At 40.8% G+C, this 23,976-nt stretch carries 20 protein-coding genes; 1 reads left to right on the forward strand and 19 read right to left on the reverse strand.

Going from position 1 to position 23,976, the window contains the following annotated elements; translation table 11 throughout:
* Nucleotides 1-17: 17 nt before the first annotated feature.
* The 13 genes from WG905_RS17670 to hemA all read right to left on the reverse strand — a co-directional run bounded on the left by WG905_RS17670 (nt 18) and on the right by hemA (nt 12,376).
* Nucleotides 18-800 (reverse strand): outer membrane beta-barrel protein, encoded by a 783-nt coding sequence (locus WG905_RS17670; protein ID WP_339593083.1) that lies wholly within the window; start codon nt 798-800, stop codon nt 18-20.
* 19 nt (nt 801-819) lie between these two features.
* The gene (locus tag WG905_RS17675) at nt 820-1,542 is read right to left on the reverse strand and encodes a hypothetical protein (protein WP_339593084.1); all 723 of its coding nucleotides are present in this window, start codon (nt 1,540-1,542) and stop codon (nt 820-822) included.
* Entirely contained in the window at nt 1,523-2,092 is a 570-nt protein-coding gene (locus WG905_RS17680) for an RNA polymerase sigma factor (protein WP_339593085.1), read from the reverse strand. Before WG905_RS17680 ends, WG905_RS17675 begins: the two co-directional genes overlap by 20 nt.
* A gap of 186 nt (nt 2,093-2,278) precedes the next feature.
* Nucleotides 2,279-3,412 (reverse strand): hypothetical protein, encoded by a 1,134-nt coding sequence (locus tag WG905_RS17685; protein ID WP_339593086.1) that lies wholly within the window; start codon nt 3,410-3,412, stop codon nt 2,279-2,281.
* Between the two features lie 67 nt (nt 3,413-3,479).
* Nucleotides 3,480-4,022 carry a CopD family protein gene (locus WG905_RS17690; RefSeq protein ID WP_339593087.1) on the reverse strand — a complete coding sequence of 181 codons (543 nt, stop codon included), beginning with the start codon at nt 4,020-4,022 and terminating at the stop codon, nt 3,480-3,482.
* A 5-nt stretch (nt 4,023-4,027) separates the two neighbouring features.
* On the reverse strand, nt 4,028-5,050 hold the full coding sequence (gene hemE, locus WG905_RS17695; protein ID WP_339593088.1) for a uroporphyrinogen decarboxylase: 1,023 nt from the start codon (nt 5,048-5,050) through the stop codon (nt 4,028-4,030).
* A gap of 21 nt (nt 5,051-5,071) precedes the next feature.
* A complete protein-coding gene (locus WG905_RS17700; protein WP_339593089.1) occupies nt 5,072-5,557 on the reverse strand; it encodes a hypothetical protein in 486 nt (161 codons plus the stop codon).
* A 29-nt stretch (nt 5,558-5,586) separates the two neighbouring features.
* Nucleotides 5,587-6,294, reverse strand: coding sequence for a response regulator transcription factor (locus WG905_RS17705; RefSeq protein ID WP_339593090.1), 708 nt, complete (start codon nt 6,292-6,294; stop codon nt 5,587-5,589).
* A gap of 5 nt (nt 6,295-6,299) precedes the next feature.
* A complete protein-coding gene (locus WG905_RS17710) occupies nt 6,300-7,166 on the reverse strand; it encodes a sensor histidine kinase (protein ID WP_339593091.1) in 867 nt (288 codons plus the stop codon).
* Entirely contained in the window at nt 7,167-8,540 is a 1,374-nt protein-coding gene (hemL, locus tag WG905_RS17715; RefSeq protein ID WP_339593092.1) for a glutamate-1-semialdehyde 2,1-aminomutase, read from the reverse strand. It abuts the gene before it with no gap.
* 1 nt (nt 8,541) lies between these two features.
* On the reverse strand, nt 8,542-9,510 hold the full coding sequence (hemB, locus tag WG905_RS17720) for a porphobilinogen synthase (protein ID WP_339593093.1): 969 nt from the start codon (nt 9,508-9,510) through the stop codon (nt 8,542-8,544).
* Nucleotides 9,511-9,527: 17 nt separating this feature from the next.
* Complete coding sequence (hemC, locus tag WG905_RS17725) at nt 9,528-11,108, reverse strand: hydroxymethylbilane synthase (protein ID WP_339593094.1); 1,581 nt, start codon at nt 11,106-11,108, stop codon at nt 9,528-9,530.
* Between the two features lie 41 nt (nt 11,109-11,149).
* Nucleotides 11,150-12,376 (reverse strand): glutamyl-tRNA reductase, encoded by a 1,227-nt coding sequence (gene hemA / locus WG905_RS17730; RefSeq protein WP_339593095.1) that lies wholly within the window; start codon nt 12,374-12,376, stop codon nt 11,150-11,152.
* A 171-nt stretch (nt 12,377-12,547) separates the two neighbouring features.
* On the opposite strand from hemA, the gene WG905_RS17735 reads away from it, so the two are divergent.
* Nucleotides 12,548-13,375, forward strand: coding sequence for an alpha/beta hydrolase (locus tag WG905_RS17735; protein WP_339593096.1), 828 nt, complete (start codon nt 12,548-12,550; stop codon nt 13,373-13,375).
* A 159-nt stretch (nt 13,376-13,534) separates the two neighbouring features.
* Here WG905_RS17735 and WG905_RS17740 read toward each other — a convergent pair whose 3' ends face one another.
* The 6 genes from WG905_RS17740 to WG905_RS17765 all read right to left on the reverse strand — a co-directional run bounded on the left by WG905_RS17740 (nt 13,535) and on the right by WG905_RS17765 (nt 23,938).
* The gene (locus WG905_RS17740; protein WP_339593097.1) at nt 13,535-15,109 is read right to left on the reverse strand and encodes a DUF5689 domain-containing protein; all 1,575 of its coding nucleotides are present in this window, start codon (nt 15,107-15,109) and stop codon (nt 13,535-13,537) included.
* Nucleotides 15,110-15,141: 32 nt separating this feature from the next.
* On the reverse strand, nt 15,142-16,701 hold the full coding sequence (locus tag WG905_RS17745; protein ID WP_339593098.1) for a SusD/RagB family nutrient-binding outer membrane lipoprotein: 1,560 nt from the start codon (nt 16,699-16,701) through the stop codon (nt 15,142-15,144).
* A 65-nt stretch (nt 16,702-16,766) separates the two neighbouring features.
* Entirely contained in the window at nt 16,767-20,033 is a 3,267-nt protein-coding gene (locus tag WG905_RS17750; RefSeq protein WP_339593099.1) for a SusC/RagA family TonB-linked outer membrane protein, read from the reverse strand.
* A 342-nt stretch (nt 20,034-20,375) separates the two neighbouring features.
* Entirely contained in the window at nt 20,376-22,337 is a 1,962-nt protein-coding gene (gene ispG / locus WG905_RS17755; protein ID WP_339593100.1) for a (E)-4-hydroxy-3-methylbut-2-enyl-diphosphate synthase, read from the reverse strand.
* An 18-nt stretch (nt 22,338-22,355) separates the two neighbouring features.
* Nucleotides 22,356-22,967, reverse strand: a complete 612-nt coding sequence (locus WG905_RS17760) for an RDD family protein (protein ID WP_339593101.1) — start codon at nt 22,965-22,967, stop codon at nt 22,356-22,358.
* A 20-nt stretch (nt 22,968-22,987) separates the two neighbouring features.
* On the reverse strand, nt 22,988-23,938 hold the full coding sequence (locus WG905_RS17765) for a toast rack family protein (RefSeq protein ID WP_339593102.1): 951 nt from the start codon (nt 23,936-23,938) through the stop codon (nt 22,988-22,990).
* Between the last annotated feature and the right edge of the window lie 38 nt (nt 23,939-23,976).

Genomic DNA, 23,976 nt, shown 5'->3' on the forward strand with positions numbered 1-23,976 from the left:
TAATAATTTTGTGTGTCTTAGTTCATTCCGAAGGTAATACCAAACGACATGTTTTTCAATCCTTTTTGTGCCGGGCTATCAAACATGTCATTAAAGTAATATTTAGTGAAGATGCCTAAGCCGCCATAACCGATACGCACTGCGCCACCATAACGGAAAGCCTGGAAGTTATAATCATCTCTATATTTTACCTTGCCATGCTCATCACTCACTTGTTTCACTTTTCCGTTGAGTAAAAAACTCACCTCCGGACCAACGACGAAATAGAAACGTTTACCCTTATCATTTTCTTTAGAACGGAATTCAAAATTCAGGGGAATATGTACATAACTGTTGGAGAAACGGTTTTTACTAAAGTCCGTGTTTTCCTCCACATAAGTTAAATCGCGGGTACCTTGTTGTATGGTAATGTTATTTCGCAGGCGAATTAAAGTCCAGTCGAAACCACCTGCAATGTATACTTTGAAATGAGGGTTAAAACGATAACCGAACTGGATGACATCGAAAGAAATTGTCGAGGTTTTAACGCCTTTATAGCTCAAAAAATCATTAGTTGGCGACAGGTTAAAACTGCCGTTGTCCACCAGTTTGGAAAAACCCAAATCAAGCCTCGTGAAAGTAATGCCACCTATAAACCGGCCTTTTTTTGCCTGATCCTTTGTCACACTATCTTGTTGCTGCAAGCCACGATTATTGTTCAGGCTATCCTTAGCTGTACTGTCTATTTGTGCGGTTGCTGTTCCTGTCATCCCAAGGGCCAGTCCGCTGACCATCAGTGCTGCAATAATTAACTTCTTCATTTATGTTTAGTTTATGGTTTTAACGTTTTGATTTATTCTTTCCATTCAATTTAATGATCCCTATATTAATGGCCACCAGTGAAGAATTATCATCATCATCCGATTTAAACTGGAGGAACTTCTTTTCCCTTTTATCTACTTTTTCCACCACAAGATTGACCAGGTCTCCAATGTTATTAATTCCATTTTTCTCGTTGGTTACACCCTCTGTTTCTGCCACACCCTGACCGGCAATTGCTTCTTCGGTTGCTGCTGGAGATGGGGTAACCTGGGCAACTTCGATCTCCATTTCTGCAACCTTTAATTCCTGTTTCTTTGTGGTGTTTATATGTTTAAGATGAACTTTGGGGGCTGAAGGTTGCATAGCGATCAAAACATTTTCCGGCTGTCGCCTTACAGCGGGTTGTTTTGCTGTCAGCACTTCTTTGGCCTTTTGAACCGGGGTAATAACAGGTTCGATAACTGGCAATTCTTTAACTTCCTGCGAAGGCTTTATCTCGGTAGTTACTACTTCAGGACTACCGTGTAACTGCATTTTATCCTCATCATTGAATAACAAGCCTGCAGCAATGGCTACAAAAGCCATTGCTGCAGGCATCCAGTAAATGGGCAGCGGCCTTTTTTGCTTTGGTTGGATTTGTTGCTCAATATTGGCCCAAAGAACAGCAGGTGGTTCCACCGCAGCATCAGCTAGTTTATCTTTAAACAATTGATCCAAATCCTTATCCTGTATATTGTGCATAATTTAAGCCCTCCATTTTTGTGATTTTTTCTTTTAATACGGCCCTTGCCCTCGAAAGTTGCGATTTACTTGCGCTTTCAGAAATGCCCAGGGTCTGCGCAATTTCTTTATGGGAATAGCCCTCAATAATGTACATGTTAAAAACCAGGCGATAACCATCCGCCAGCTGCTGAATAAGCTTCAGCAAATCCTGCATTTCCAATTTACTATAGTCGAAACTTACTGCAGGTTGCTCATAAGCATCATCCAACTGCACAAGGTTTAGACTTTTAAGGTTTTTCCGATAACTTTCAATGGCTGTATTGACCATGATGCGCCTTATCCAACCTTCAAAAGAACCCTCAGCACGGTAATCCTTTATGTTATTGAAAATTTTAATATAGCCCATTTGCAGGGAATCCTCAGCTTCCATCCGATCCCGGGCATAGCGTAAACACAGGGCGAACATCTTGGCTGAAGTCTGCTTATAAAGCAGCTCCTGCGCCTTGCGGTCCCCGGCTTTGCAGCCCACCATCAAATCATCAATAGTATAGGTTTTTGTCAACTTCATTTGCTTGTTTGGTTTAATGAAGATGCGAATCGAAATGCAAAGGTTGCACCTGGTTTAAACTATTTTTTAGATGAATAAACAAGGTCGATGTTACTGACGATATTTACAACATGGCTTTCCATGATATAGCAAAAAGCATAGCTATTGATTATCAGAAAAGCTTTAAGTTTCAAAGGCCAGGTTATCTTATTTTTTAATCTTAAATAGCTTAAAATTTTGCTTATAAGTGAGGAAGAAAGAATGATTAAATTGAAGTTGTTTACTGGAATCATCAAGATCAATATGCGGTTCAAAACGCACATCAAGATACAGGTTTGGGATAAGTTCCTGCTGGTATGCATAACGCAACGATAAAATATTCCGGTGATTCTGGGTAAAACCGGTATTGTATAAATTATTGGAAACTGATTCATATAAAGGCATCCCTTTAATAGAAATGAATTTATTTCCTTTCCAGTAAGAAGCAACAATGCTACCGAATGTGGTTTCCATTCCGGCGTTTAGCCATAAGCCATAACCACCCTGGTAAGCACGCCTTTTATCGCCAGAGAAATCTTTATAAGCAGCCACGTAGTTATCTGTATAAACTTCCTTGATCCTTCGGCCATCAATTACTTTATGCAATTTAAAACCTGTGGCACCATTGAATAACGTGGTCAATGGAATGTCTTTTAACACATCAATCTGACCGCCCTGGTGATAAACCAGGAATTGAGCAGGAACACTAAACTTCCAGCCATTGAAGTTGGAGATGGTGGTTTCTGTAGAAAGGCCACCAATAATCTCTTCTTTAGCTGCTGATCCCCGGTAGATCATTTTCTGCCAGGCTATCCAGGCATCAAGTTTAAACTTCTCTTTTTCAACCAGCAACTGCGTTCCGTACTCCACCGGATCAGTGATATGTCGTTCAAAATTATATATTGGTTCGATGTAATTATGGTGAATGCCACCTTCGATACTTCCAAAAATAAGACTGAGGTCACGTTTCTGGTATTTAACGCTGAATAATGGCTTGGCATTGTAAACACCGTTATCCCCGAAATCTTTCCTGATCACGGCACCTGCGGTAATCGCCAAGTTTGGATGGGCCTGGTAAACCAATTGAGGCTGTATTTGCGTACCATATAAAGTATAGCCATCATGAAAATCATTACTATACTCGTAATTTCTAACGAAATTGAAATTATAGAAATTGAACTGAACTTCACCCACGGCGTTACTGTCAGGACGAATGCGATTTTCAATAGCCTTCTGGTTAAACTGACCAAAAACTGCATTCATCAACATCCCTAAAGTCAACGTTAGCAGCGTTGTTTTCATTCTCATGTTTTTGTTATTTAATGGTGATGAAGAGCTAATTAATTTAAATGACTACGCAACTCTCCAATTATTCATCAAGTTTTTTTCTGTAGCTTTTATACCATTTTACAGCAAGCATGATCACGGTAGAAAAAATAACCAATCCTATCAATCCATAGATCCAGTCGACCGCACTTTTCAATACTACGGCAAAAACGATGGCGACCAGGATAATGGTTGCCACTTCGTTCCATAAACGGAGTTGAAAAGAACTCAGCTTAAAAATTCCCTTTTTAAGCTGGTTCAAAATACGTAGACAAAGAAAATGATAGGTAAGTAATAACACGACAAATGCCAGTTTAACATGCATCCAGGGCATGGAAAGCAATGCGGGACGGATGAAGAGCATGGTAACCCCGGCAGCAACAGTGAGCACCATTGCCGGCGTTGTTATAATGCTCCACAATCTTTGCGTTATCTTTTGATATTCACGCTGTAAGATAAGCCTTTCCATTTCAGGCTTATCATTGGCTTCTGTATAATAAATAAACAACCTGACTCCATAAAACAACCCTGCCATCCAGCTAACAACAAAAATGATGTGAACAGCAAGAACGTAATAATAAGCCATGGTAATTAATATTTAAATCCCTTTACCACATCTATTGCGTATTTCACGTTGTCGAAAGGAATATCCGGCATGATACCATGGCCAAGGTTAAGAATGAATCCCTTCTCCCCGCGCATGCGTTCAAACAATGCTAAGATATATTTTTTGATCACCGGTTTATCCGCATACAAAATATGAGGATCAAGGTTCCCCTGAACAGCCATACCTGCAGGCAGGATATTTTTGATATTCAATAAATCGGCGTTCCAGTCGACAGAAATCACATCAGGATTCGCTTCTGCCATCATTGGTGCAAACACAGAGCTTCCTTTACAGAAAGAAATCACCGGGATATCTTTTCTGTTCAGGTTAGCAATTATTTCCTGAATGTAGCGGTGAGAAAACTCACGGTAATCGTTCCATGTTAAAGCCAATGCCCAGCTATCAAAAATCTGAACGGCATTCACGCCGGCAGCAATTTGAAGGTTTAAATACTCAGCGGTCACTTTAGCTATTTTAGCCAACAGCTTATGCGCAGTCTCCGGATGATTATGAATAAAAAGTTTAGTTTTCTTGAAGTCTTTAGATGAACCACCCTCTACAAGGTAACTCATTACCGTAAATGGTGCACCTGCAAATCCAATCAAAGGGATTTTGTTATCCAGGCGTTGCTGAATAACTTTAATGGCATCAGCCACATATTGCAGCTTATCTAAACAATCAACATTTAAAGCCTCCACATCAGCAAGGGTACTTACCGGATTGGCAAACCGCGGTCCGACCCCTTGTGTAAAGCTTAAGTCTCCGCCCATGGCCTCACCTGTTACCAGGATATCTGAAAACAAGATAGCCGCATCAATACCCAGCAAATCGACTGGTAACATCGTTACATCAGCAGCCAGTTCGGGCGTTTTGCACATTTCAAGGAAAGAATATTTATTCTTTATTTCCCAGTATTCAGGCATAAAACGGCCAGCCTGGCGCATCATCCATACGGGTGGACGTTCAGTTTGCTTTGAAAATGCTGCATCTAAAAATAACGTGTTCATCTAAAAAAAATTATATGGTGTTTATAAGCTATTCGCTTCTTTTTCTATTCTATTAATTATTTCCTTGGCTCTAGGCGTACTCGCCATATCCTTTGCAATCTCCAGGTAAGCCAAAATCCTAAGCTTATCCTTCTTACGCAATGCAAGATTTGCCAGATGGATCAGAACAAAAACTTTATCTGTTTTGCCACCCAGTGGAAACCTGCTTGCCAATTGGAAATGGTATTCCGCCTCCTCATATTGCTCCCTGTGTAAGGCAATATTGGCGCGCATAAATTCATAATAACCTCTTCTGTTTTTCGCTAAACGTTCCGGATCAGGAACCTCATCCAATGCATTTTCTGTGGCTTCATAATTCCCTTTCTTAAAATGTTTGGAAGCTAATAAAACCGAACTTTGCTTATAGTGACTCCAGATTAACAGCGCAAGCATCAGTCCTAAAAAGGAGGCTAGCTGGTATTCTTTAACCAACAGGCAGCCAATGCCAGCAACGGCCGTAGTAGCCATCAGTAAGTATCTACCTTTGGCGCTAAACATTAATTATTAATATCGGTGAATTTATAACCAACCCCTCTGATGGAGTGAAAGTAAACAGGATTTTTCTGATCAGGTTCAAAATACTTACGGAAGGTTAAAATAAAGTTATCGATCGTTCTTGTAGAAGGATAAACATCATAATTCCAAACGGTTTCCAGAATTTGCTCTCTTGATACCGCTTCGTTTTTACGCTCTATCAATAACTTCAATAACATCGTTTCCTTTTTGGTCAAAGGAACAATAACACCATCATCCTGTTTCAATTCAAAAGAATTGAAATAAATAGTTTTATCGCCAATTTTATAGGAATTAAGTTCTTTTAAGTCATCAGCCTTCATGCTGCGCTTAACCAGGATACCCACCCTTAAGATCAGTTCTTCCAGGTTAAATGGCTTCACCAGGTAATCATCTGCACCTTTCTTCAATCCCATTACACGGTCTTCACTTGTGTTTTTTGCTGTTAAGAAAAGAATGGGCACTTCAGCATTTTCCAGGCGTATGGTTTCACATACCTGGAAACCATCCATCTCCGGCAGCATCACGTCAAGGATGATCAGGTTAAAACGTTCCTCCTTAAAAACTTTAAGCGCCGTTTTACCATCTTTTACCGCATGAACTTTATAACCTTCCAATTCAAGGTTTAATTTTATCGCATCTAATAAATGGTCTTCATCTTCGACCAATAATATTCTTAGTTTCTGTTGCATAGGAATCAGCTAAATGTAACTTCAAAAATTGTACCCTGGGGCACATTATCTTTAACGCTGATATCAGCGTCGTGGTTTTGTAATACTTCTTTAACAATAAACAGGCCTAACCCTGTTCCTTTTGCCTTCCGCACCCGCTCGTCACCCACACGATAAAACTTATCAAAAATGAGCATTTTTTCTTCGTCAGGTATCCCAGGACCATTATCCGCTACAACCAGGAACGGGTGGCCATTCAATTTAGTTAATTCAACGCTAACCTGTGCACAAGGACCCGAATATTTGACTGCATTTTCCAGCAGATTGGTCACAACAGAAGCTAAAGCAAACGGATCACCGGATACTTTGATGCCCGGCTGTACTTTAGTCGCAATATTCTGTTCACAATCACAGGTATGAATCTGCAAACGGTCAGAAATTTTGTTAACAAGTTCTGAAAAGTCAAATTCCTCTTTGGGGAAAGAATAAGAACGATTTTCAATCTTTGTTGCCAGCAGCATGTTCTCTACCAGGTCATCCAAACGTTCAATGTCCTTCAGTGAGTTTTTAAGTAAAGAGGTTTGCCTTGCCTTGTCTAAATCTCTCTTAACGATGGTTTGCAAGGAAAGTTTGATTGCCGCCAGCGGCGATTTCAATTCATGTGTTACAGATAACAAAAAATTGGTTTGTTGTTCATGTAAACGTTTTTCCTTTTTGATAGACTGAAGCAGAAAATAAGCGCCCACACATAATAAAAACAAGAATACACCACCCTCACCCAATATCATTGCCATCCTTGAGGGCTGCAATTTAATCACAAGCATACCCCATGACACTAACTGTATCAAGCTGTACAGCAACAGAAAGTAAAATATGATGAGGGAGTTCTTCATTTATTTATTTCTAAAAACAATATCAAGCGTTTCCACAATGGCACGTTTAGCCTTTTCCAATTCTATTTTTGTATGTGCTGCCGAAACAAAACCTACTTCATAACCCGAAGGTCCCAGGTAAATTCCACGGTTGAGTAATTCCCGGTGCATGATTTTAAATTTTTCCATGCTGGATGGATCTATATCTGCTGCACTTTGTATTTTTTCTTTCTCTGTAAAAGCAAACCAGAAAATAGAACCAATGTAAAATACCTTAATTTTATAATTCCTTGCGGTAGCAAAGCGTTGAATACCTTCCGCAAATTCCGCTGTTTTATTATTCAGTTCTTTATAGAAATTAGAACGTAAAAGCTCAGTCAATTGTGCAATACCGGCAGCCATAGCCACAGGATTACCAGACAAAGTCCCTGCTTGGTAAACACCGCCTTCAGGAGAAATATGGCTCATGATTTCTGCTGAGGCACCATACATTCCTACAGGTAAGCCACCGCCGATAATCTTTCCATAAGTTACGATATCAGGCTTAACCCCATAATAAGTGGCAGCACCTTCAAAACCTATTCTAAAACCGGTAATTACCTCATCAAATATCAACAAGGTCTTATTTTCCTTGCAAAGGTCCTGCAAGAATTCAATATACTCTTTATCCTGGATCAGCAAGCCATTATTTGCAGGAACCCCTTCAATAATTACTGCTGCAATTTCGTCCTTAAACTGTTCAAAAGCTTTTGTTAAAGCATCAGTATCATTTAAAGCAACCACTATCGTTTCCTGGGCAAATGATGGAGGAACCCCTGCTGAAGAAGTTTCACCAAAAGTTACCAATCCTGAGCCTGCTTTAACCAGCAAAGAATCAGAATGCCCATGGTAACAACCTTCAAATTTCAGGATTTTATGGCGTCCGGTATAACCCCTGGCCAGCCTGATTGCAGACATCACCGCTTCAGTACCAGAACTGGTAAAACGGATTTTTTCTACGTGTTTGTTATTTTTTATGATCAGTTCAGCGAGTTCATTTTCCAAAGCGGTTGGTGCGCCAAAACTCATTCCGTTCTGCATCACCTCGGTTACTTTATCCCTAACTTTTGGATGGTTATGTCCTAAAATTAATGGTCCCCAGCTGGCACAAAAATCGATGAACTGATTTCCATCAGCATCCCACACAAAACAACCATCGCCTTTTTGAATGAACAAAGGAGTGCCATATACAGATTTGAATGCCCTAACCGGAGAGTTTACACCCCCAGGAAAGAAAGTCTTCGCTTTCTCGTAAAGTTCTGCCGATTTTTCCCTTGAAATATCAGGCTTGCTTCCGGTATTTATAGGCATATCACCTTCATTCCCAGAAAATATTTTCTTTAATGACTCTAACATATTACATCCAATTCTTTTCTACTATATCCCTGATATGGTAAGTGGTAATAATGCTGGCACCTGCCCTTGCAAAAGCATACATTGTTTCCATTACCACTTTCTCTTCGTCAATCCAACCCCGTTCTGCTGCTGCCTTCACCATTGCATACTCTCCTGAAACATTATAAGCAGCAATCGGAAGGTTTGTATGTTGATTTAAATGATGTATTACATCCATATAAGCCAATGCAGGTTTTACCATTAAAACATCTGCTCCTTCACTTTCATCAAGCAATGCCTCCCTTAGCGCCTCATTGCCATTCCTGAAATCCATCTGGTAGGCCTTCCTGTCGCCTTTACTTGGCGCACAATCAGCAGCCTCTCTAAAGGGACCATAATAAGCAGAAGCAAATTTGGTAGCATGTGACATCACAGCTGTATTTACAAAATCATTCTTATCTAATAAATCCCTGATCGCTCTGATTCTGCCATCCATCATATCAGATGGGGCAAGCATATCTGCGCCAGCCTGTGCATGCGTTAAAGCCATCTTGGCAATAACTTCTACCGTAGCATCATTCTGGACATAATCGTCCTTTAAAATACCGCAATGACCATGTGTGGTATAAGAGCAAACACAAACATCGGTCACTACATACAAATCATCACCGAAGTTCTTTTTCAGCTCCCTGATGGCAACCGGCACCAAAGAATGGTCATGATAGGCAAAATGAGCATCTTCACTTTTCTCGTCGCCAACGCCAAAAAGCATTATTTTATTAATGCCCAGTTTCAGTCCTTTTTCAACATCCCTAACCATGGTGTCAGTAGAAAAATGACTTACACCCGGCATGGAACCTAAAGGATGAATTACGTTATTACCCGGAACAACAAAGTAGGGATAAATGAACATATCTTTAGATAACCGTGTTTCAGCTACCATCTCTCTAACTAAAGGATTTTTCCTTAACCTTCTCGGGCGGTGTAACATAGTAAACTCTCTTTATTTTATTTAATGTCTATGCCGAAAACAGCTTCCGCAAGACCGATTTCATCGGGTGAATAAGGTAAAATATACTTCACACCCATTTCATCAAATTTCTTACCTGTTGAATGACCAATTGCAATAACTTTCTGCTCAGGATCTAATAAATTTTTGGCAAAATAAGCTTCAACATTTGAAGGACTGGTAAAAATGAGTACATCAGCAGATGTACGGTCAATATCCTCCTCAATCACAGTTTCATATATTGGCAGATCAATTACTTTTGTACTTGGTCGTAAATACTTTTGCATACTTAAAAGAGAATCCTGCGCCCTTGGGAACAGCACTTTCTTACCCTCAACTACATCCGCAAAAGTCGCGGAGACTTCATCGATTTCACCCCCCTCACCAACAAAATGAGACAGGTGGCCCCATTTCCTTAATGCATCTTCAGAACCTCTGCCAACAACACCAAATTTAATGCGTTTAGACAAAACCGGGTTTAACTTGAAAAAGTATTCAACGCAATTTCTGCTGCTGAAGAAAATCCAGTCAATATTTCTAATATAAAACGGATCAAGAATATGTACAATAGGGAATGTCCGGATTAACGAACGGCCTTCAATTTCGATTTGATGTTTCTCTAATGCTCTTCTGAAATAGTTATGTTCACCGATTTCTCTGGAGATAAACACTTTTGAAGGCAATTTCCTTTCGGATTTAAATTTAGAAACAATTTTTTCAGCAAGTCCATCCAGGTTTTCTACGCGAAAAAACAAACGATCAGGAAAATCCTCATCGGTCTCTGCCTTCGATGTCCAAACCTCAAATTGCCCGTTCTCTTTTTTACAATAACAACCGAGTGGCATGTGACAGCCACCTTCAAATAAGTTGAGCACTTTCCGCTCCACCGCAATCTCCTCTGCAGTAGCCGGGTGATTTAATTGCTGAAGCAAGTCAAACAATTCATTATCCGTTTCGCGGATCTGAATACCCAAAGCACCCTGTGCAGGAGATGGAACAAGCTCTGTGGTATCAAGAACTTCTACGTGAAATTCACTTAGATCAATCCCCAGTCTGTTTACACCAGCTTTGGCCAATAAAATAGCATCATAATTTTCATCACGCAATTTTTGTATCCTTGTCGGTACATTACCACGTAAATCTTCTATATTTAATTCAGGGCGTAAGGCTAATAATTGCGCCTTGCGACGGTTTGATGATGTGCCAACCATGGCTCCCGTTTTTAACGAAAGCTTTTGGGTAACATCAACACAATCTTTAAGAATAAGTAATAGCTCGGCGGGATCTTCCCGCTCAGGAACAGCTGCAATAATTAAACCGGCAGGATGCGTAGTTGGTAAATCTTTATGAGAATGTACAGCAAGGTCAATGCTGCCGATTAACAATTCTTCTTCAAGTTCTTTGGTAAAGAATCCTTTTCCCTCCAGCTTATCAAGCCTGAGGTTCAAGATCTTATCCCCTTGAGTTTTAATGATCTTTAGTTCTGCCTCAGCACCGATTGCTGCTAGTTTGTCTTTAATAAAATTGGCTTGCCATAAGGCAAGGTCACTGCCCCTAGTGCCTATAATAAGTTTTTTCACGTACTGAAGTAAAATGTATTTGCTGACTAATATAGCTAGAATTAGCTGTTATTCACTAATATTTCTTTCGCCATCACCATTGGAACACTGATGCATTTCTTCTCCATGTAATTCATTACACGTTCCAAAACAAGACGAGAATTTTCATCCATGCCATTGATTTCATCAGCAAAAACAGCATTAATTGCTGTATGTTTTATTTCTTTTATTTTTTCAGGCACACTGCGCATGGCAATTTCGATTTTGCGCTGACGGAGTACCATCACAAATTCCTTGATATTATCTTCAATAATTTGCTCTGCATTAACCAATTCATTGTAACGCTCCTGGATATTTTTGCGGGCAATCTCTTTTAAAGACTCTACCTCAATATAATAAACAGGGTAATTTTGAATCACTTCAGGCGAAACATCATTTGGAATGGCCAAATCAACAACCACCTTTTTATCGGTATCCCCATTTAGCAATTTCTGATAAATGGCCTCGGTAAGTATATGTTCTGTGGAACCAGTACAAGTGATGATGACATCAAAACCTTTACTATAGTTTTCCAGTTCTGAAAGCGGATAGGCTTCACCATTCAATTCGACAGCGAGGCTTTCCGCCTTTTCCAAGGTACGGTTGAAAACAGTGAAATTTGAAAACTTATGCTTTTTTAAATATTGAGCTATGTTATGAATCGTTTCTCCGGCGCCAATGATCAGCACCCTTGGGTTTACACATACGTTGAGGTCACGTAATTTGCGATAAGCAAGTGAAACCACAGAAACGGGGTTTTTTGAAATATTTGTATAGGTATAAACTTCTTTAGCTGTTTTAACGACACGCTCCATCACTGTGCGCATGTAATCTCCAGTGAAACCGGCTACACGGCAAGACTCATAGGCTTTGCGTACTTGTGCAAGGATTTCTTTTTCTCCAACAACTAAGCTCTCCAGCGAGCATGACGTCCGCAGCAAATGGTTAAAGGCTTCAGATTTTTGATAAACAGATACATTTGCAATAAATTGCTCCATGTATTCAGCAGGAAGACCCATATCCAAAACCGTTAAAAAACGGGCAATGAAATCCTTGTCTACCTCACTTTGGGAGGTAAATATGAATTCTACTCGATTGCAGGTTCCCACATAAAATATCTCCCTAACATTCAGCTCTACCTGAATATTTCTTAACCTATCATCGAGCGTTTGCTCACATATAACTAACTTTCCCAAAGACTTTAGGTCAATCTGTTTATGAGTAAAAGCAATAATCCTTAAATATTCCAATTGATTTGAGTATTTTTTTTTACAAAACAAAAGTAGCAAGACCTTATTCAGTGTCTGTCATTACGCTGTAATTAAGATTTATTTAGAAAGAATTTAAATTAGGGTACCGCAGCACACAATACCATTATAAATTTTGTTATATTAGTTAACTGGTACCATTAATGATGAATTATGATACAGAGAGGCCACTTTATCTTACCTGGATCTCAGGATAAAACCATCGTTGGCGACGATACTTTCGATGACAAATATACAAATCAGGATATTATTCTTTTTGTTCATGGCTTCAAAGGCTTCAAAGATTGGGGTTCACACCACCTGGTTGCAAGCTATTTTGCTGAAAAAGGGTATCGTTTTGTCAAATTCAACCTCTCACATAGTGGCGTTGATCCCGAAAATCTGCAGGATATAACAGATATGTCTTCATTTGCACAAAACACCATCAGCTATGAACTGGCTGATGTAAACACGGTAATCAATTACATTGCTCATATGGCTCCTTCATCCAAGCTCACCCTGATTGGTCATAGCAGAGGTGGTGGCATAGCGATCCTGCGAGCGGCAAGCGATCCAAGGATCAGCCATTTGGTTACCTGGAGCGCAATAGCTGATTTTAGCAGTTTATGGAAAGCCGAACAGGAAGCAGAATGGGAAAGAACAGGTGAAATCTATATTGAAAACGCAAGAACTAAAGAAAAAATGCCTTTGAGCAGCAATTTATTAACGGATTTCAGAAACCATAAAGATGAATATAACATTTTAGCTGCAGCTCAACGCCTTGCAATTCCGTGGCTGATCATCCATGGCAGTGAAGACGTGAATGTGCCCTTTACCGTAGCAGAACGTCTGGCAAAGATACAGCCCAATGCTGAATTAAAGAAAATCGAAGGGGCTAACCATGTATTTGGCTCCGCTCACCCGTATACCGAAGCAAGCCTGCCACCGCAATTATTCGAAGTTTGTGAAACGACACTGCAATTTATTGAACAAAACAAGTAGTAAAACAGGTTTTGAAGTTATCAAGCATGAAACTATTTCAGGCGTAAAACTATTTCAAGCATAATATAATATTGAGCATGAAATTGCTATAAAAAACGGCGGAGCAATCAGCTCCGCCGTGTAAAATCATCAATCCTTTAAAGATCTTAAATCCCCTTTTTATTTTAGAGAAGTGGATGGAGTGCCCTCCGGATTTTCCGCTGATGGCGCAGAACCTTCAATTTCACTCACCGCAGAAGTTTTAGTCAGTAATACCGGCGTTTGCGTTCTGGCTTTCACCCATTTCCCAAGTACAACATTGTATACACCACCCAATTTGTTAAAATAACCCATGTCTGCCGTTAGATAACCAAAGTTCATCGTGTTGGTACCAGATCTGTAGAAAGGTTGCGGTGTCAGCTCTTCGCTCACTACATCCACCTTGTCATAAAAATCTGTATTGGCGATTCTATAACCTGTTGTTCCACCATACAAACTCCCTCCGCTACCGATAAATACCACATCAATTGGCGCAGAATTAACATTTACATTGGTTCCCTCGAATACAGCAAAGCCGGAAGCATTACCACTATTGGCAAATAAACCACTGGTCTTTACTCCAAATCCATCCCCGTTCGTTGTAGAATAATTGAATGCCCTGATCCATTTAGAACTTGCCATCGAGGTAGAACTTGCGCCATTGATCATTTTGGTTGATCCGCCCACATAAAAGAACTCCCCTTTGGCAACCTTTCCGGTGGTCAAATTAAACTTATAAGTCCTTGCATTTCCTGTTGCGGCCAAACTTCCGGTTGCCCATCCTAAACTGGGTAGTCCGATGGGAACAGAAGCACCGGCATTATTGGTCACGACAACAGAAAATGGTGTAGCTGCAAAATCAATATCCCTGGTTGCCACGAACTGCATGTATTCATAATTTCCGTCTCCACCCTTTACGTCTGCCATAAAGCCCGAAATAATAATTGATGCAATGTCAGGCGTAGAACTTAAAGGTTTCACATCCTGTAAGGTACGAATATGGTGATGCGGAATTAATTTCCCTTCTGCACTTACTTTATTAAAAATAACACCGTAATAATTGGCATTAAAGTTAAGTTCATGGCTGTTGGCGAAAGTGGCTGTGGCCTGTGTATGCAGAGTGATATTGTCAAAACCATCATTCAATGATTTGTTACCCGCATAAACATCTGCTGGCAAGGTTCCGGGGTCAAAACCTGCCTTTACAATAGCAACAAAAGTGCTCTCATAATCATCGGGTCTTTCTAGTATTTTACTGCTGGCCACTCTGTTTGGTAAAACTTTTATTCCTGAAGCTTTTTTAGAAACCGCGTCAGAAGAAAGACCAGTGATCTGCAAAACACCTTCACTGCGTTTAAGTATTCCACCGGTAATGTTAACCACTACGGAATCTCCGGGCACATAATTAGCAGCATCATTACCGATGCTGATGGATATGCCCCTCAATAAATTCAGGCGTTTTTTTTCCTGTATTACTAAAAGTCCTGCTGGCAGATTTTTGCCAGAATGATCAGAAATAACCACACCGGTTACACTAGTGGAGCCAAACATATTTTCAGCGCTTAATGTAATATCACTTCCTTTATAAAGGTCTCTGAGATCGTATAATGGTAAGTAGGGACTGATTGTCCCGCCGGGATAATTGCTTTTTTCGCAGCCAGACCATAAAAAGGCGGCGGAAAGCAGGGTAAGGGAAATTAAAAATATCTTCTTCATCTTATATATTTGAATTAAATGAGTTATGAAACTTATGGTTTTTGCCACCAAACATTGGTGAAGATTTCATCGGGCCCCTGGGCTGCCACAGCAGCTTTATAGTTTGTTGGATTTGCAGACTGAACATAAACCGGATATGCCATTCTTGCAGGCATCACCCCGTTGTTTCTCATACCTGCACCTTTAGGAAGAACCGGATGACCGGTACGCCTGTATTCAAACCATTGCTGCATATCAACAAGGAACAAAGCAAAATATTTCTGCAAATGAATCTGCTCCATTTTGCCCTCAAGAGACAGGGTTGCATCCCAGTTGATGTCAGCACCAGAAACATAGTCTGTAAAAGTTTCAGAAGAAACATCAGCCGGGAACCTTGGAACCCAGTAATTAATGGCATTGGCAATTCCATTGTTATAATAGTTTTCAGCAGAACCACTGATCCATCCTTTTACAGCGGCCTCTGCCAATATAAACTGCAATTCCGCATAGTTCATGATGATACCTGTCAGGGGCGATTGCTGCAATGACCTTGCGCCAATTGCCTTGTTATTTGATAACGTTTCATAAGAATAAAAATAAGCGGATTTAATAACATCTTCTCCAACCACATATCCACTAGGAACTCCTGAATAAGAATCACCGCCCGGATTAATACCTAAACTGTTAATGCCCTCGATACCATAAGCTGGAATGATGCGTGGATCATTCCAATCTCTAAGTTGCTCAATAAAGAATTTTCCCATTCCCGGAGATCTGAAATCCTGTGCCCTTACTGCGTTTACATAAGGATTTACATAAGGTCCGCTTCCTGCCTCGCCTGTCCACCTAATTGTTGCAGAGGCTGCATTGTTGTCCATCAAAGGATACTTTGATGGATTACCTTCAACGATCTCCTTAATTTTAGCAACAGTTGCAGCAGAGACATCAGATTTTGCGGATACCCTGGTCAGCAGTCTTAAATACAAGGCATTACCAAACTTACGCCAGGCCACTACATTACCATTATAAACAGGGTCGCTGGATGGAACGATTTCTTTACCCTGACTTAATAAGGTATTGGCTTCCTCCAGTTTGTTGAAAAGATCCAGATAAATATCTTTTTGATTGTCAAAGGCAGGCTCAAGTAAACCGTCCTTTCCTTGATTAGACTCCGTGTAAGGAACATCGCCATAGGTATCTGTCAGCAATGAATATACCCAGGCCTGGCTAATCAGCGAAATACCCTGATAGGAAGTGTTCAAGTTTTCTGGCTCACTGGCCTTCGCATAGATATCTTTAAAATTCTTCAATTGTACATACCAGTTGTTCCAGGTATAATCAGACCAGGTACGTCTGAATTCATACCTGAAAACAGTAGCATCCCCGTCACTTATACTTACGGTCACCTGCATCAGTTCATTGTTAAAATTGCGGTTACGGTTCATATTGGTCGATAAGGTGTTGACCAATGCTGGCGCAAGGAGCTTATCAGGGGTGGTCGTAAGAATATTGATAGGATCTGTATTGATCTCTTCAAAATCTTTATCGCATGAGGAAAGCGTAGTCGTTAACGCCAGCAACATGCCAGTAACTTTATATATTATATGTTTCATTGTATATAGTTTGTTTTTTTAAGTAATCGAGCTATCATAAGTCATGATGGTCTTATTACTGAAAGTTAAATTCCAACAACTAAGTTAAATCCGTAGGATCTGGTCGATGGGAACTGCCCCACCTCAAAGCCCCTGGTGATATCAGTTCCGCTAAGTGTTCCGAATTCAGGATCGAAAATTGGCCATGGTGACCAGATGAAGAGGTTACGACCATATACACCAATGCTTACAGCAGATAAACCGGTATGTTTAAGCCATCTCTTGTTAAGTTTATAATTGAAGCTTGCTTCCCTGAATTTGATGAAATCAGTACTGAAGGTGGTACCCTCAGCATTTTCAGATCCCATTTGTGAACGGTAATAGTTGTCGATATCATAAGTGATCACATCATTGGGGCGGAAAGTTCCATCAGCATTCTGAATTACCCCTTTACCAATGATCCCGTTATACCTACCTGGAAGTGTACTGCTTAATTTTCCTTGCTCTACCATTTTGTAGTTCGTCAGGGAATGGCCCACACCACCCACCTGGGCATCAAATAAAACGTTTAGACCAAAGCTTCTGTAGCTGAAATTATTACCAAAACTGAACTTATACTTAGCAATGGTATTCCCGATATGAATGACTTCGGAGGTTATTTTTGCCCAACCGGTGGCTTCATCATAAATGACCTGTCCGTCTGGTGCTCTTTGATAGCCTCTTCCATATAGATCGCCCATGCTGCCACCAACTTTGGCAACCACCTGACCACCACCAACCGGGCCCATGGCCAAAATGATTGAACTATCAGGCAGTTCCATAATTTGATTTTTATTAGAAGCAAAAGTCATATAAGTGTACCATTTAAAGCTGTTTTTCTTTTGTACAGGAGTTGCGTTGAGCGCAATTTCAATTCCCGTATTATTCACACGGCCCGCATTAATAATGGCCTGGTTGTAGCCCGAAGAACGATCTACGATTCGTGTAAGGATTTGGTTTCTGGTGTTGCCAACATAATAGGCCACATCAAAGCCTAGCCTGCCTTTGAATAACTTTACTTCAGTACCAAATTCGTAAGTGGTTGTCTTTAGAGGTTTCAAATTCGGATTTGGCAATACCCCGGGGTTAGTCAATGCACTATCCGGATAAGTGCCATTGGCCGCTAATCCGTATGTATACGAAGTTCTGTAGGGAATATTAGTTCCGCTACCCACTTGGGAAGCAGAAGCTCTCAGTTTCAAATAAGTTACATATTCCGGTAACTTCAGCGATTCTGAAACAATATAACTCAGGTTCGCAGAAGGATAGAAAAATCCAACGTTGTCGGTCCTGGTTGGGGTCGCCAACGCGCTGTTCCAATCCTGTCTTCCTGTAATATCCAGAAATAAATGATCTTTAAAACCAAGGTTCATCAATCCATAAACACTATTGATCCTTAACCTGCTCGTATCTGGAATGGAAATTAATGGATATAAATTATTATCCAACCTGTAGATATTTGGTATTTCCAAACCATCGGCCCTCAGGTCGCTTTTATTGTATTTATTTTTAAGCTGACTACCACCAACTGTGGCTGTGATGGAAATATCCTTACTTACTTTTTTATTATAAGTCGCCAGGAAATCTATATTGGTTTCCTGTGCATAAATATCCTGTGTACGGTAAGACCCTTGTGGCATCCTGGTTCCTGCATCATAAGGGCGCTCCTGTGCACGTTGTTCAGATGATGCATCAAAAGTGCTGCGCACGAGAACGGAAAATTCTTTCGTAAACTGGTAATTGGCCTGCACATTACCAGTTAAACCATTCCTGCCTGTTTTATTGATAAACTCATTAGTGACTGCATAAGGGTTTTCAGGAAAAGAACTGAACGGATATTTGATCAGCTTATTTTCCTGCCCGTTTACCCAATAATTCTTCAACCAGTCAAGATCAGCATTTGGTTGCCAAAAAATAAACCAATACATTAAGGATTGGTTACCATAACCGTTTCCAGGAAGGTTGTCGCTAAACCTGTTACTGTAATTGAGCTTTGTGGAAAGAGTAAGTTTTGGTGTGATTTTCGAACTCAAAGATAATGACGCTGAGGTTCGTTCCATGCCGGTGTTTGGCACGATCCAGGAATTGTTCTGGTTTGTTATGGAAACCCTTCCCGTCGTATTTTTATAGGTTCCGTCAAGGGACAAAGAGTTGGTTAAGTTATATCCAGCTCCGAAAAAAGTATTGATTTTGTCTTCATAAGGCACCCAGGGCGTCCGCTCCGTTCCCACGGCTTGTCTTATCGGATCATATTGAAAAAACGATTGTCCGTTGAACCTTGGGCCATACGCAGAACTGGTACCACTGGTACTTCCGCCATCAGCACTTGCACCAAAAGAGTAATGTCCGGCGCCATCTAAACCTTGTCCGTATTCGTATTGCATGTCCGGCCAGCGATTAGGTTCTTCGATCGAACCATTGGAACTAAATTTAATGCCGACTGTGTTCTTTTTGGTATTTCCAGATTTGGTGGTAATAATAAAAGCCCCATTTGCACCACGCTGACCATAAAGTGCAGCTGCACCAGGCCCTTTTAAAACCGTCACACTCTCGATATCTTCGGGGTTAATGTCATTAAGACCACTGCCATAATCTGCCGGCATGTTATCACTACCCGTTCCATAAACAGCATCCGAAGAATTTGCCGAGCGCCTGCCGCTGCTGCCGTTAATCACCACACCGTCGACCACAACCAGCGCTTCATTGTCGCCGGTGAGGTTATTCTCCCCACGCAAAATAATTTTATTGGATCCAGCCGGGCCACCGTTTGAGCGGACCAGGTTTAAACCGGCCACTTTCCCCGATAAGGCGTCTGTCCAGTTGCTGGACACCGCATCAGTTAATTGGTTACTGTCGATTTTAGTAACTGAATATCCCAAAGATTTCTCTGCTCTTTTAATCCCAAGAGCGGTAACCACCACCTCATTCAGTTCGCTGGAAGATTCCTGCAAGCTGATGATCATCTTGTCGTCGTTTGAATTGACAACACGTTTTGTAGCTGTATAGCCCAACATGTTAAAGGCAATCTCTGCTCCTCGAGGGACGGATATACTAAAAACGCCTTCGTTATTGGTCACTGCCAGCACCTTCTTTTGGTCATTTGTTATAGAAACGCCGGGAAGAGGCTGACCATCTTTTTCATCTAATACCCTTCCTTTAACGGTGACCGTCTCTTGAAATGACTGAAAGAAGATGGAACTCGGAGGAGCAGCAAAAGCTGTTTGTGACCATGGAGAAATGGATAAGGAAAGCATAAAACAGGCATACTTGAAAAACCTGTTGAACGGCCTTTGTGTAGTAAAAGTTTTGTTCATATAATTGCGTTTGGTAAAGAATTATCAGCACCGTAAAACAAGTTTTGATAAGCCGCAAAGATGAACGTGCTTCGTTAAGTCAATGTAAAGGATTTATTATCTCTTTTCACTTCCTTAATTTCTAATTAACAGTAAATAGCCACTCCTCATTCCAAAAAGCAACAATTCAAAATTTTAGAAGAAGCTTGATACAGCCCTAAAACGCTATATTTAGATAAAAAGAGACGCTGCACTTGGTTTTTGTGAAACCAGGAACAGCATTCTCAGAAGAAGAATATTTCAGAATTTAATTTTTGATTAATTGGCCTATGGTCGGGCAGTAATAATGATCATCAACCTACGTTACCTCGCTTCAATCCAGTTGCCATCTTCCCTGATCAGGTCAATCAAGTCATCCAGTGCATTGGCCGAGTTAACATTCTTCTTCACTACTTCCCTGCCACGGTATAGGGTGATCTTTCCGGGACCAGTACCCACATAACCATAATCAGCATCGGCCATTTCCCCAGGCCCATTCACAATGCAGCCCATGATGCCAATTTTAATCCCTTTTAAATGATCTGTTCTGGAGCGGATCAACTGTGTAGTTTCCTGCAAATCGAAAAGCGTTCTTCCACAACTCGGACAAGAAATATATTCTGCTTTAGAAATCCTGGTACGTGTAGCCTGCAGGATATTAAAACTGGTGGCATTAATGACTGGCAAAGCTACTTGAGGGGCATCAATCCAGATCCCATCCCCAAAGCCATCCGTTAATAAGGCGCCAAAATCAGTAGCAGCGTAAAGCATCAGCTCATCCGCAGCCGATTCATGATAACTCCTTTTAATAATGACAGGAATTTTAATACCTGCATTCATTAAAGCAATGAAAAAAGCACGCTGTGCGGCCGTCCCATTTACTACAGCCGTTTCCAGCAGTAAAACAGCACTTTCAGGCAATTGCCTTATGGCTTCAATTTGTTCTGCAATAGAAGCTGTATTAAAATCAGCAGCCGCTAGAGAGAAAATATTTAAATAAGGATCTACTACCAGATCCGACTGATAAGCGGTAAGCTTAATCAAAGGATGGCAATTTGTTTTATCCCTCAATTCCAACCAGGTCTGGTAATTATAGATTTGTTTTAAATTCCCTGGAAAAGAAAATGAAGGCAGGGCATCACCCAGGTAAACCAGGTCACAGGCCTGATCTGCCATGTTATACTTATCCAGTCCGGGTTCGTATCTATAACCTGCAACAGCTAAGAAATAAGGATCTTTAAGGTTCTGGGCAGTCACATCAAGCATCACCACAGGATGACCATGCCCTCCGATATGCTGTACCGGCAGGGTTTGTCGGCGGTTATATTCATAAGGACTGTAAGGAAGGTCTTTAACCAGAATATGTTCCATTTCAGGAGCTTGCTGTATTATCGCTTCTTCCTGCAACAGTTTTCTGCGCTCATAGCGATCAGCCAGTGCTTTGGCAACCGGGGCTTCGAATTCCGGATCTTCAGTAAGTGAAACCCTGATGGTATCACCAAGGCCATCTTCAAGCAATGTTCCAATACCTACAGCAGATTTGATGCGGCCATCTTCCCCATCACCTGCTTCCGTTACACCCAGGTGCAAAGGATAATTCATTCCCTCTTTTGTCATCGTATCCACCAGTAAACGATAAGCCTGCACCATCACCTGGGTATTACTAGCCTTCATGGAAATCACCAGGTTATAATAATGCTGGTCTTCGCACATGCGGATAAATTCCATGGCAGACTCCACCATGCCACGTGGCGTGTCGCCATACTGACTCATGATGCGATCAGACAAAGAGCCGTGATTGGTACCAATACGCATAGCTGTACCATACTCTTTACAAATTTTTACCAGCGGGGTAAATTTCATATATATTCTTTCCAGTTCAGCCTGGTAAGCTAAATGGGTATATTCTATATTCTCAAAACGTTTTTTATCAGCATAATTACCGGGGTTCACCCTTACTTTTTCCACAATGCGTGCGGCTGTTTCAGCTGCATTGGGGGTAAAGTGAATATCCGCAACCAATGGCACGTCATAACCTCTTAAACGTAGTTCTTTCTTGATATGACGCAGGTTCTCTGCTTCCTTAACGCTCGGTGCTGTAATACGGACATATTCACAACCTGAATTAACCATTCTGATCGTCTGTTCTACGGTACCCTTGGTATCCATGGTATCTGTAGTGGTCATAGATTGTATCCTGATTGGGTTGAATCCTCCCATAGGGGTGTTACCCACAGCCACTTCTCTGGTTAAAAATCTGGAGTATTGCAATGCTATTTTTTCCATGAATTACAAAGATAAAGATTAAATCAATCTATCTTTAATAACCAGGGTATTTGCTGCGATATCATGCCAGCTTTGATTTTTTTTGTTGAGAAATATGTATAGATAACCAAAGAACAAGGGGATAACAGATAATATTTTAGCGACATTTCTGATAAAGGAACGCTTCAGTGAAATTCTGTTGCCATTTAAATCGGTCACCTTGATGTTGAGCAGTCGCTTGCCTACCGTTCCCTCGCTGGCAGACGCATCGCCGAAAACACCGTATAAAAACTTTGCAACAAGCACCACCGGTGAAAAGCTCACAAACAGCAAAATCCGCTCCTCTTTCAAGGTCACCGAGATAAAACACAACAGCGCAGCCCCTATATAAATTAAAATGATAAAGAAAAAATCAATAAAGGAGGCGAGTAAGCGCTGATCAAACGAGGCAAAATATTGCGGCGCCGTGTGCTGAAAAGTAAAACCAAGAAGCGCACGCAATTCAGGGAATTCGTGCGCTTCTTTATAATCGTCCATCCCCGGTTTCCTTATAAAAGTAGCCGGTTGTATTTTCAGTGCTGCAAGTTGTTCCAGCGTATAAGGTCCTTGTGGCTTTCCATTGATCACAACGGTATACAAATCGTTTTCCACCGGTTAAGCTTTAGTTATCATTAGTATCTTTTGACTTCAAAGCTACTCAAACCGCCATCAAAACTTATAAAAATTTTGTTGGTTGAAGTTTTAAAATTCGGCGTTTCATAAGTATCATTTCCTACTTTAGTGAAACCGGTAAAGTCTTTAGAAGAAAGACCTGTTTTTGACCTGATCCTGCAGCCAGAGTTAGTTGGAATATTAAGCTTTACATCAGCCACACCCGTTTTCACGACCACATCAGTAATCGGCAATAATTCTCCCATGGTGATGTCGAGTGCCGCAGCTCCCCCGTCAAACCTAAAGGTCCTTACTTTATAATCACTCAGGTCAAAATCTACCTCACCGGCACCCATACTCATGTTAATGGTCCATTCAGGAATTTGATTCAGCTGAAAGCTTACATCATTACCACCATCATTCATAGACCATTTTCCTTTTTTATCCTGCATATTAAAGGAAATCGTTTGGGTGCTGTCGGTAATTTCTTTTTTGAGTGAATAATTTCCTTTTCTCCCATTCACCTCTGCGGTAATCAAACTATCTGTCGGACCCTGAAGATCGAAAGAAGTACCACCCCCGGAAATATTCAACACCACATTTTTCACAGAATCACCGTTAAAAGGCTCGCTGAAATGCAGTGTCTGCACATCGGGGTCACCCTCATGATCATCATTGATATCCACATGGCCCCTAAAATTATCTGCAATCCAATTTCTGTGTTCAGGAGGCTGCTGGCCTTTATAAAAAAGGAAACTCAACATGATCACCAAAACACCGATTGAAATAGCTGTTCCAAGTTGCGATTGCTTACGGTTGAACAAAATATTCAGCCCTGCAATGATCAGAAACACAGGCCAGAAGCGCCAGACGCTTGACCAATAAAATTCTATTACATTAAAATTCTCCAGTAAAAGAACACCACCTACAAACAGCAGGATAATGCCCCACATTATTCTATCCAGTCTCATTGTCTTTTTTTTAATATGAATTATTTCGTTTGAGCAAA

It is taken from the genome of Pedobacter immunditicola, assembly GCF_037482985.1.
GTDB lineage: Bacteria > Bacteroidota > Bacteroidia > Sphingobacteriales > Sphingobacteriaceae > Pedobacter > Pedobacter immunditicola.

Bases quoted from the DNA above. Each gene is read 5' to 3' on its own strand.
- WG905_RS17670 (WP_339593083.1), bottom strand. From the start codon at position 800: ATGAAGAAGTTAATTATTGCAGCACTGATGGTCAGCGGACTGGCCCTT.
- WG905_RS17675 (WP_339593084.1), bottom strand. From the start codon at position 1,542: ATGCACAATATACAGGATAAGGATTTGGATCAATTGTTTAAAGATAAA.
- WG905_RS17680 (WP_339593085.1), bottom strand. From the start codon at position 2,092: ATGAAGTTGACAAAAACCTATACTATTGATGATTTGATGGTGGGCTGC.
- WG905_RS17685 (WP_339593086.1), bottom strand. From the start codon at position 3,412: ATGAAAACAACGCTGCTAACGTTGACTTTAGGGATGTTGATGAATGCA.
- WG905_RS17690 (WP_339593087.1), bottom strand. From the start codon at position 4,022: ATGGCTTATTATTACGTTCTTGCTGTTCACATCATTTTTGTTGTTAGC.
- hemE (WP_339593088.1), bottom strand. From the start codon at position 5,050: ATGAACACGTTATTTTTAGATGCAGCATTTTCAAAGCAAACTGAACGT.
- WG905_RS17700 (WP_339593089.1), bottom strand. From the start codon at position 5,557: ATGGCTACTACGGCCGTTGCTGGCATTGGCTGCCTGTTGGTTAAAGAA.
- WG905_RS17705 (WP_339593090.1), bottom strand. From the start codon at position 6,294: ATGCAACAGAAACTAAGAATATTATTGGTCGAAGATGAAGACCATTTA.
- WG905_RS17710 (WP_339593091.1), bottom strand. From the start codon at position 7,166: ATGAAGAACTCCCTCATCATATTTTACTTTCTGTTGCTGTACAGCTTG.
- hemL (WP_339593092.1), bottom strand. From the start codon at position 8,540: ATGTTAGAGTCATTAAAGAAAATATTTTCTGGGAATGAAGGTGATATG.
- hemB (WP_339593093.1), bottom strand. From the start codon at position 9,510: ATGTTACACCGCCCGAGAAGGTTAAGGAAAAATCCTTTAGTTAGAGAG.
- WG905_RS17735 (WP_339593096.1), top strand. From the start codon at position 12,548: ATGATACAGAGAGGCCACTTTATCTTACCTGGATCTCAGGATAAAACC.
- WG905_RS17740 (WP_339593097.1), bottom strand. From the start codon at position 15,109: ATGAAGAAGATATTTTTAATTTCCCTTACCCTGCTTTCCGCCGCCTTT.
- WG905_RS17745 (WP_339593098.1), bottom strand. From the start codon at position 16,701: ATGAAACATATAATATATAAAGTTACTGGCATGTTGCTGGCGTTAACG.
- WG905_RS17750 (WP_339593099.1), bottom strand. From the start codon at position 20,033: ATGAACAAAACTTTTACTACACAAAGGCCGTTCAACAGGTTTTTCAAG.
- ispG (WP_339593100.1), bottom strand. From the start codon at position 22,337: ATGGAAAAAATAGCATTGCAATACTCCAGATTTTTAACCAGAGAAGTG.
- WG905_RS17765 (WP_339593102.1), bottom strand. From the start codon at position 23,938: ATGAGACTGGATAGAATAATGTGGGGCATTATCCTGCTGTTTGTAGGT.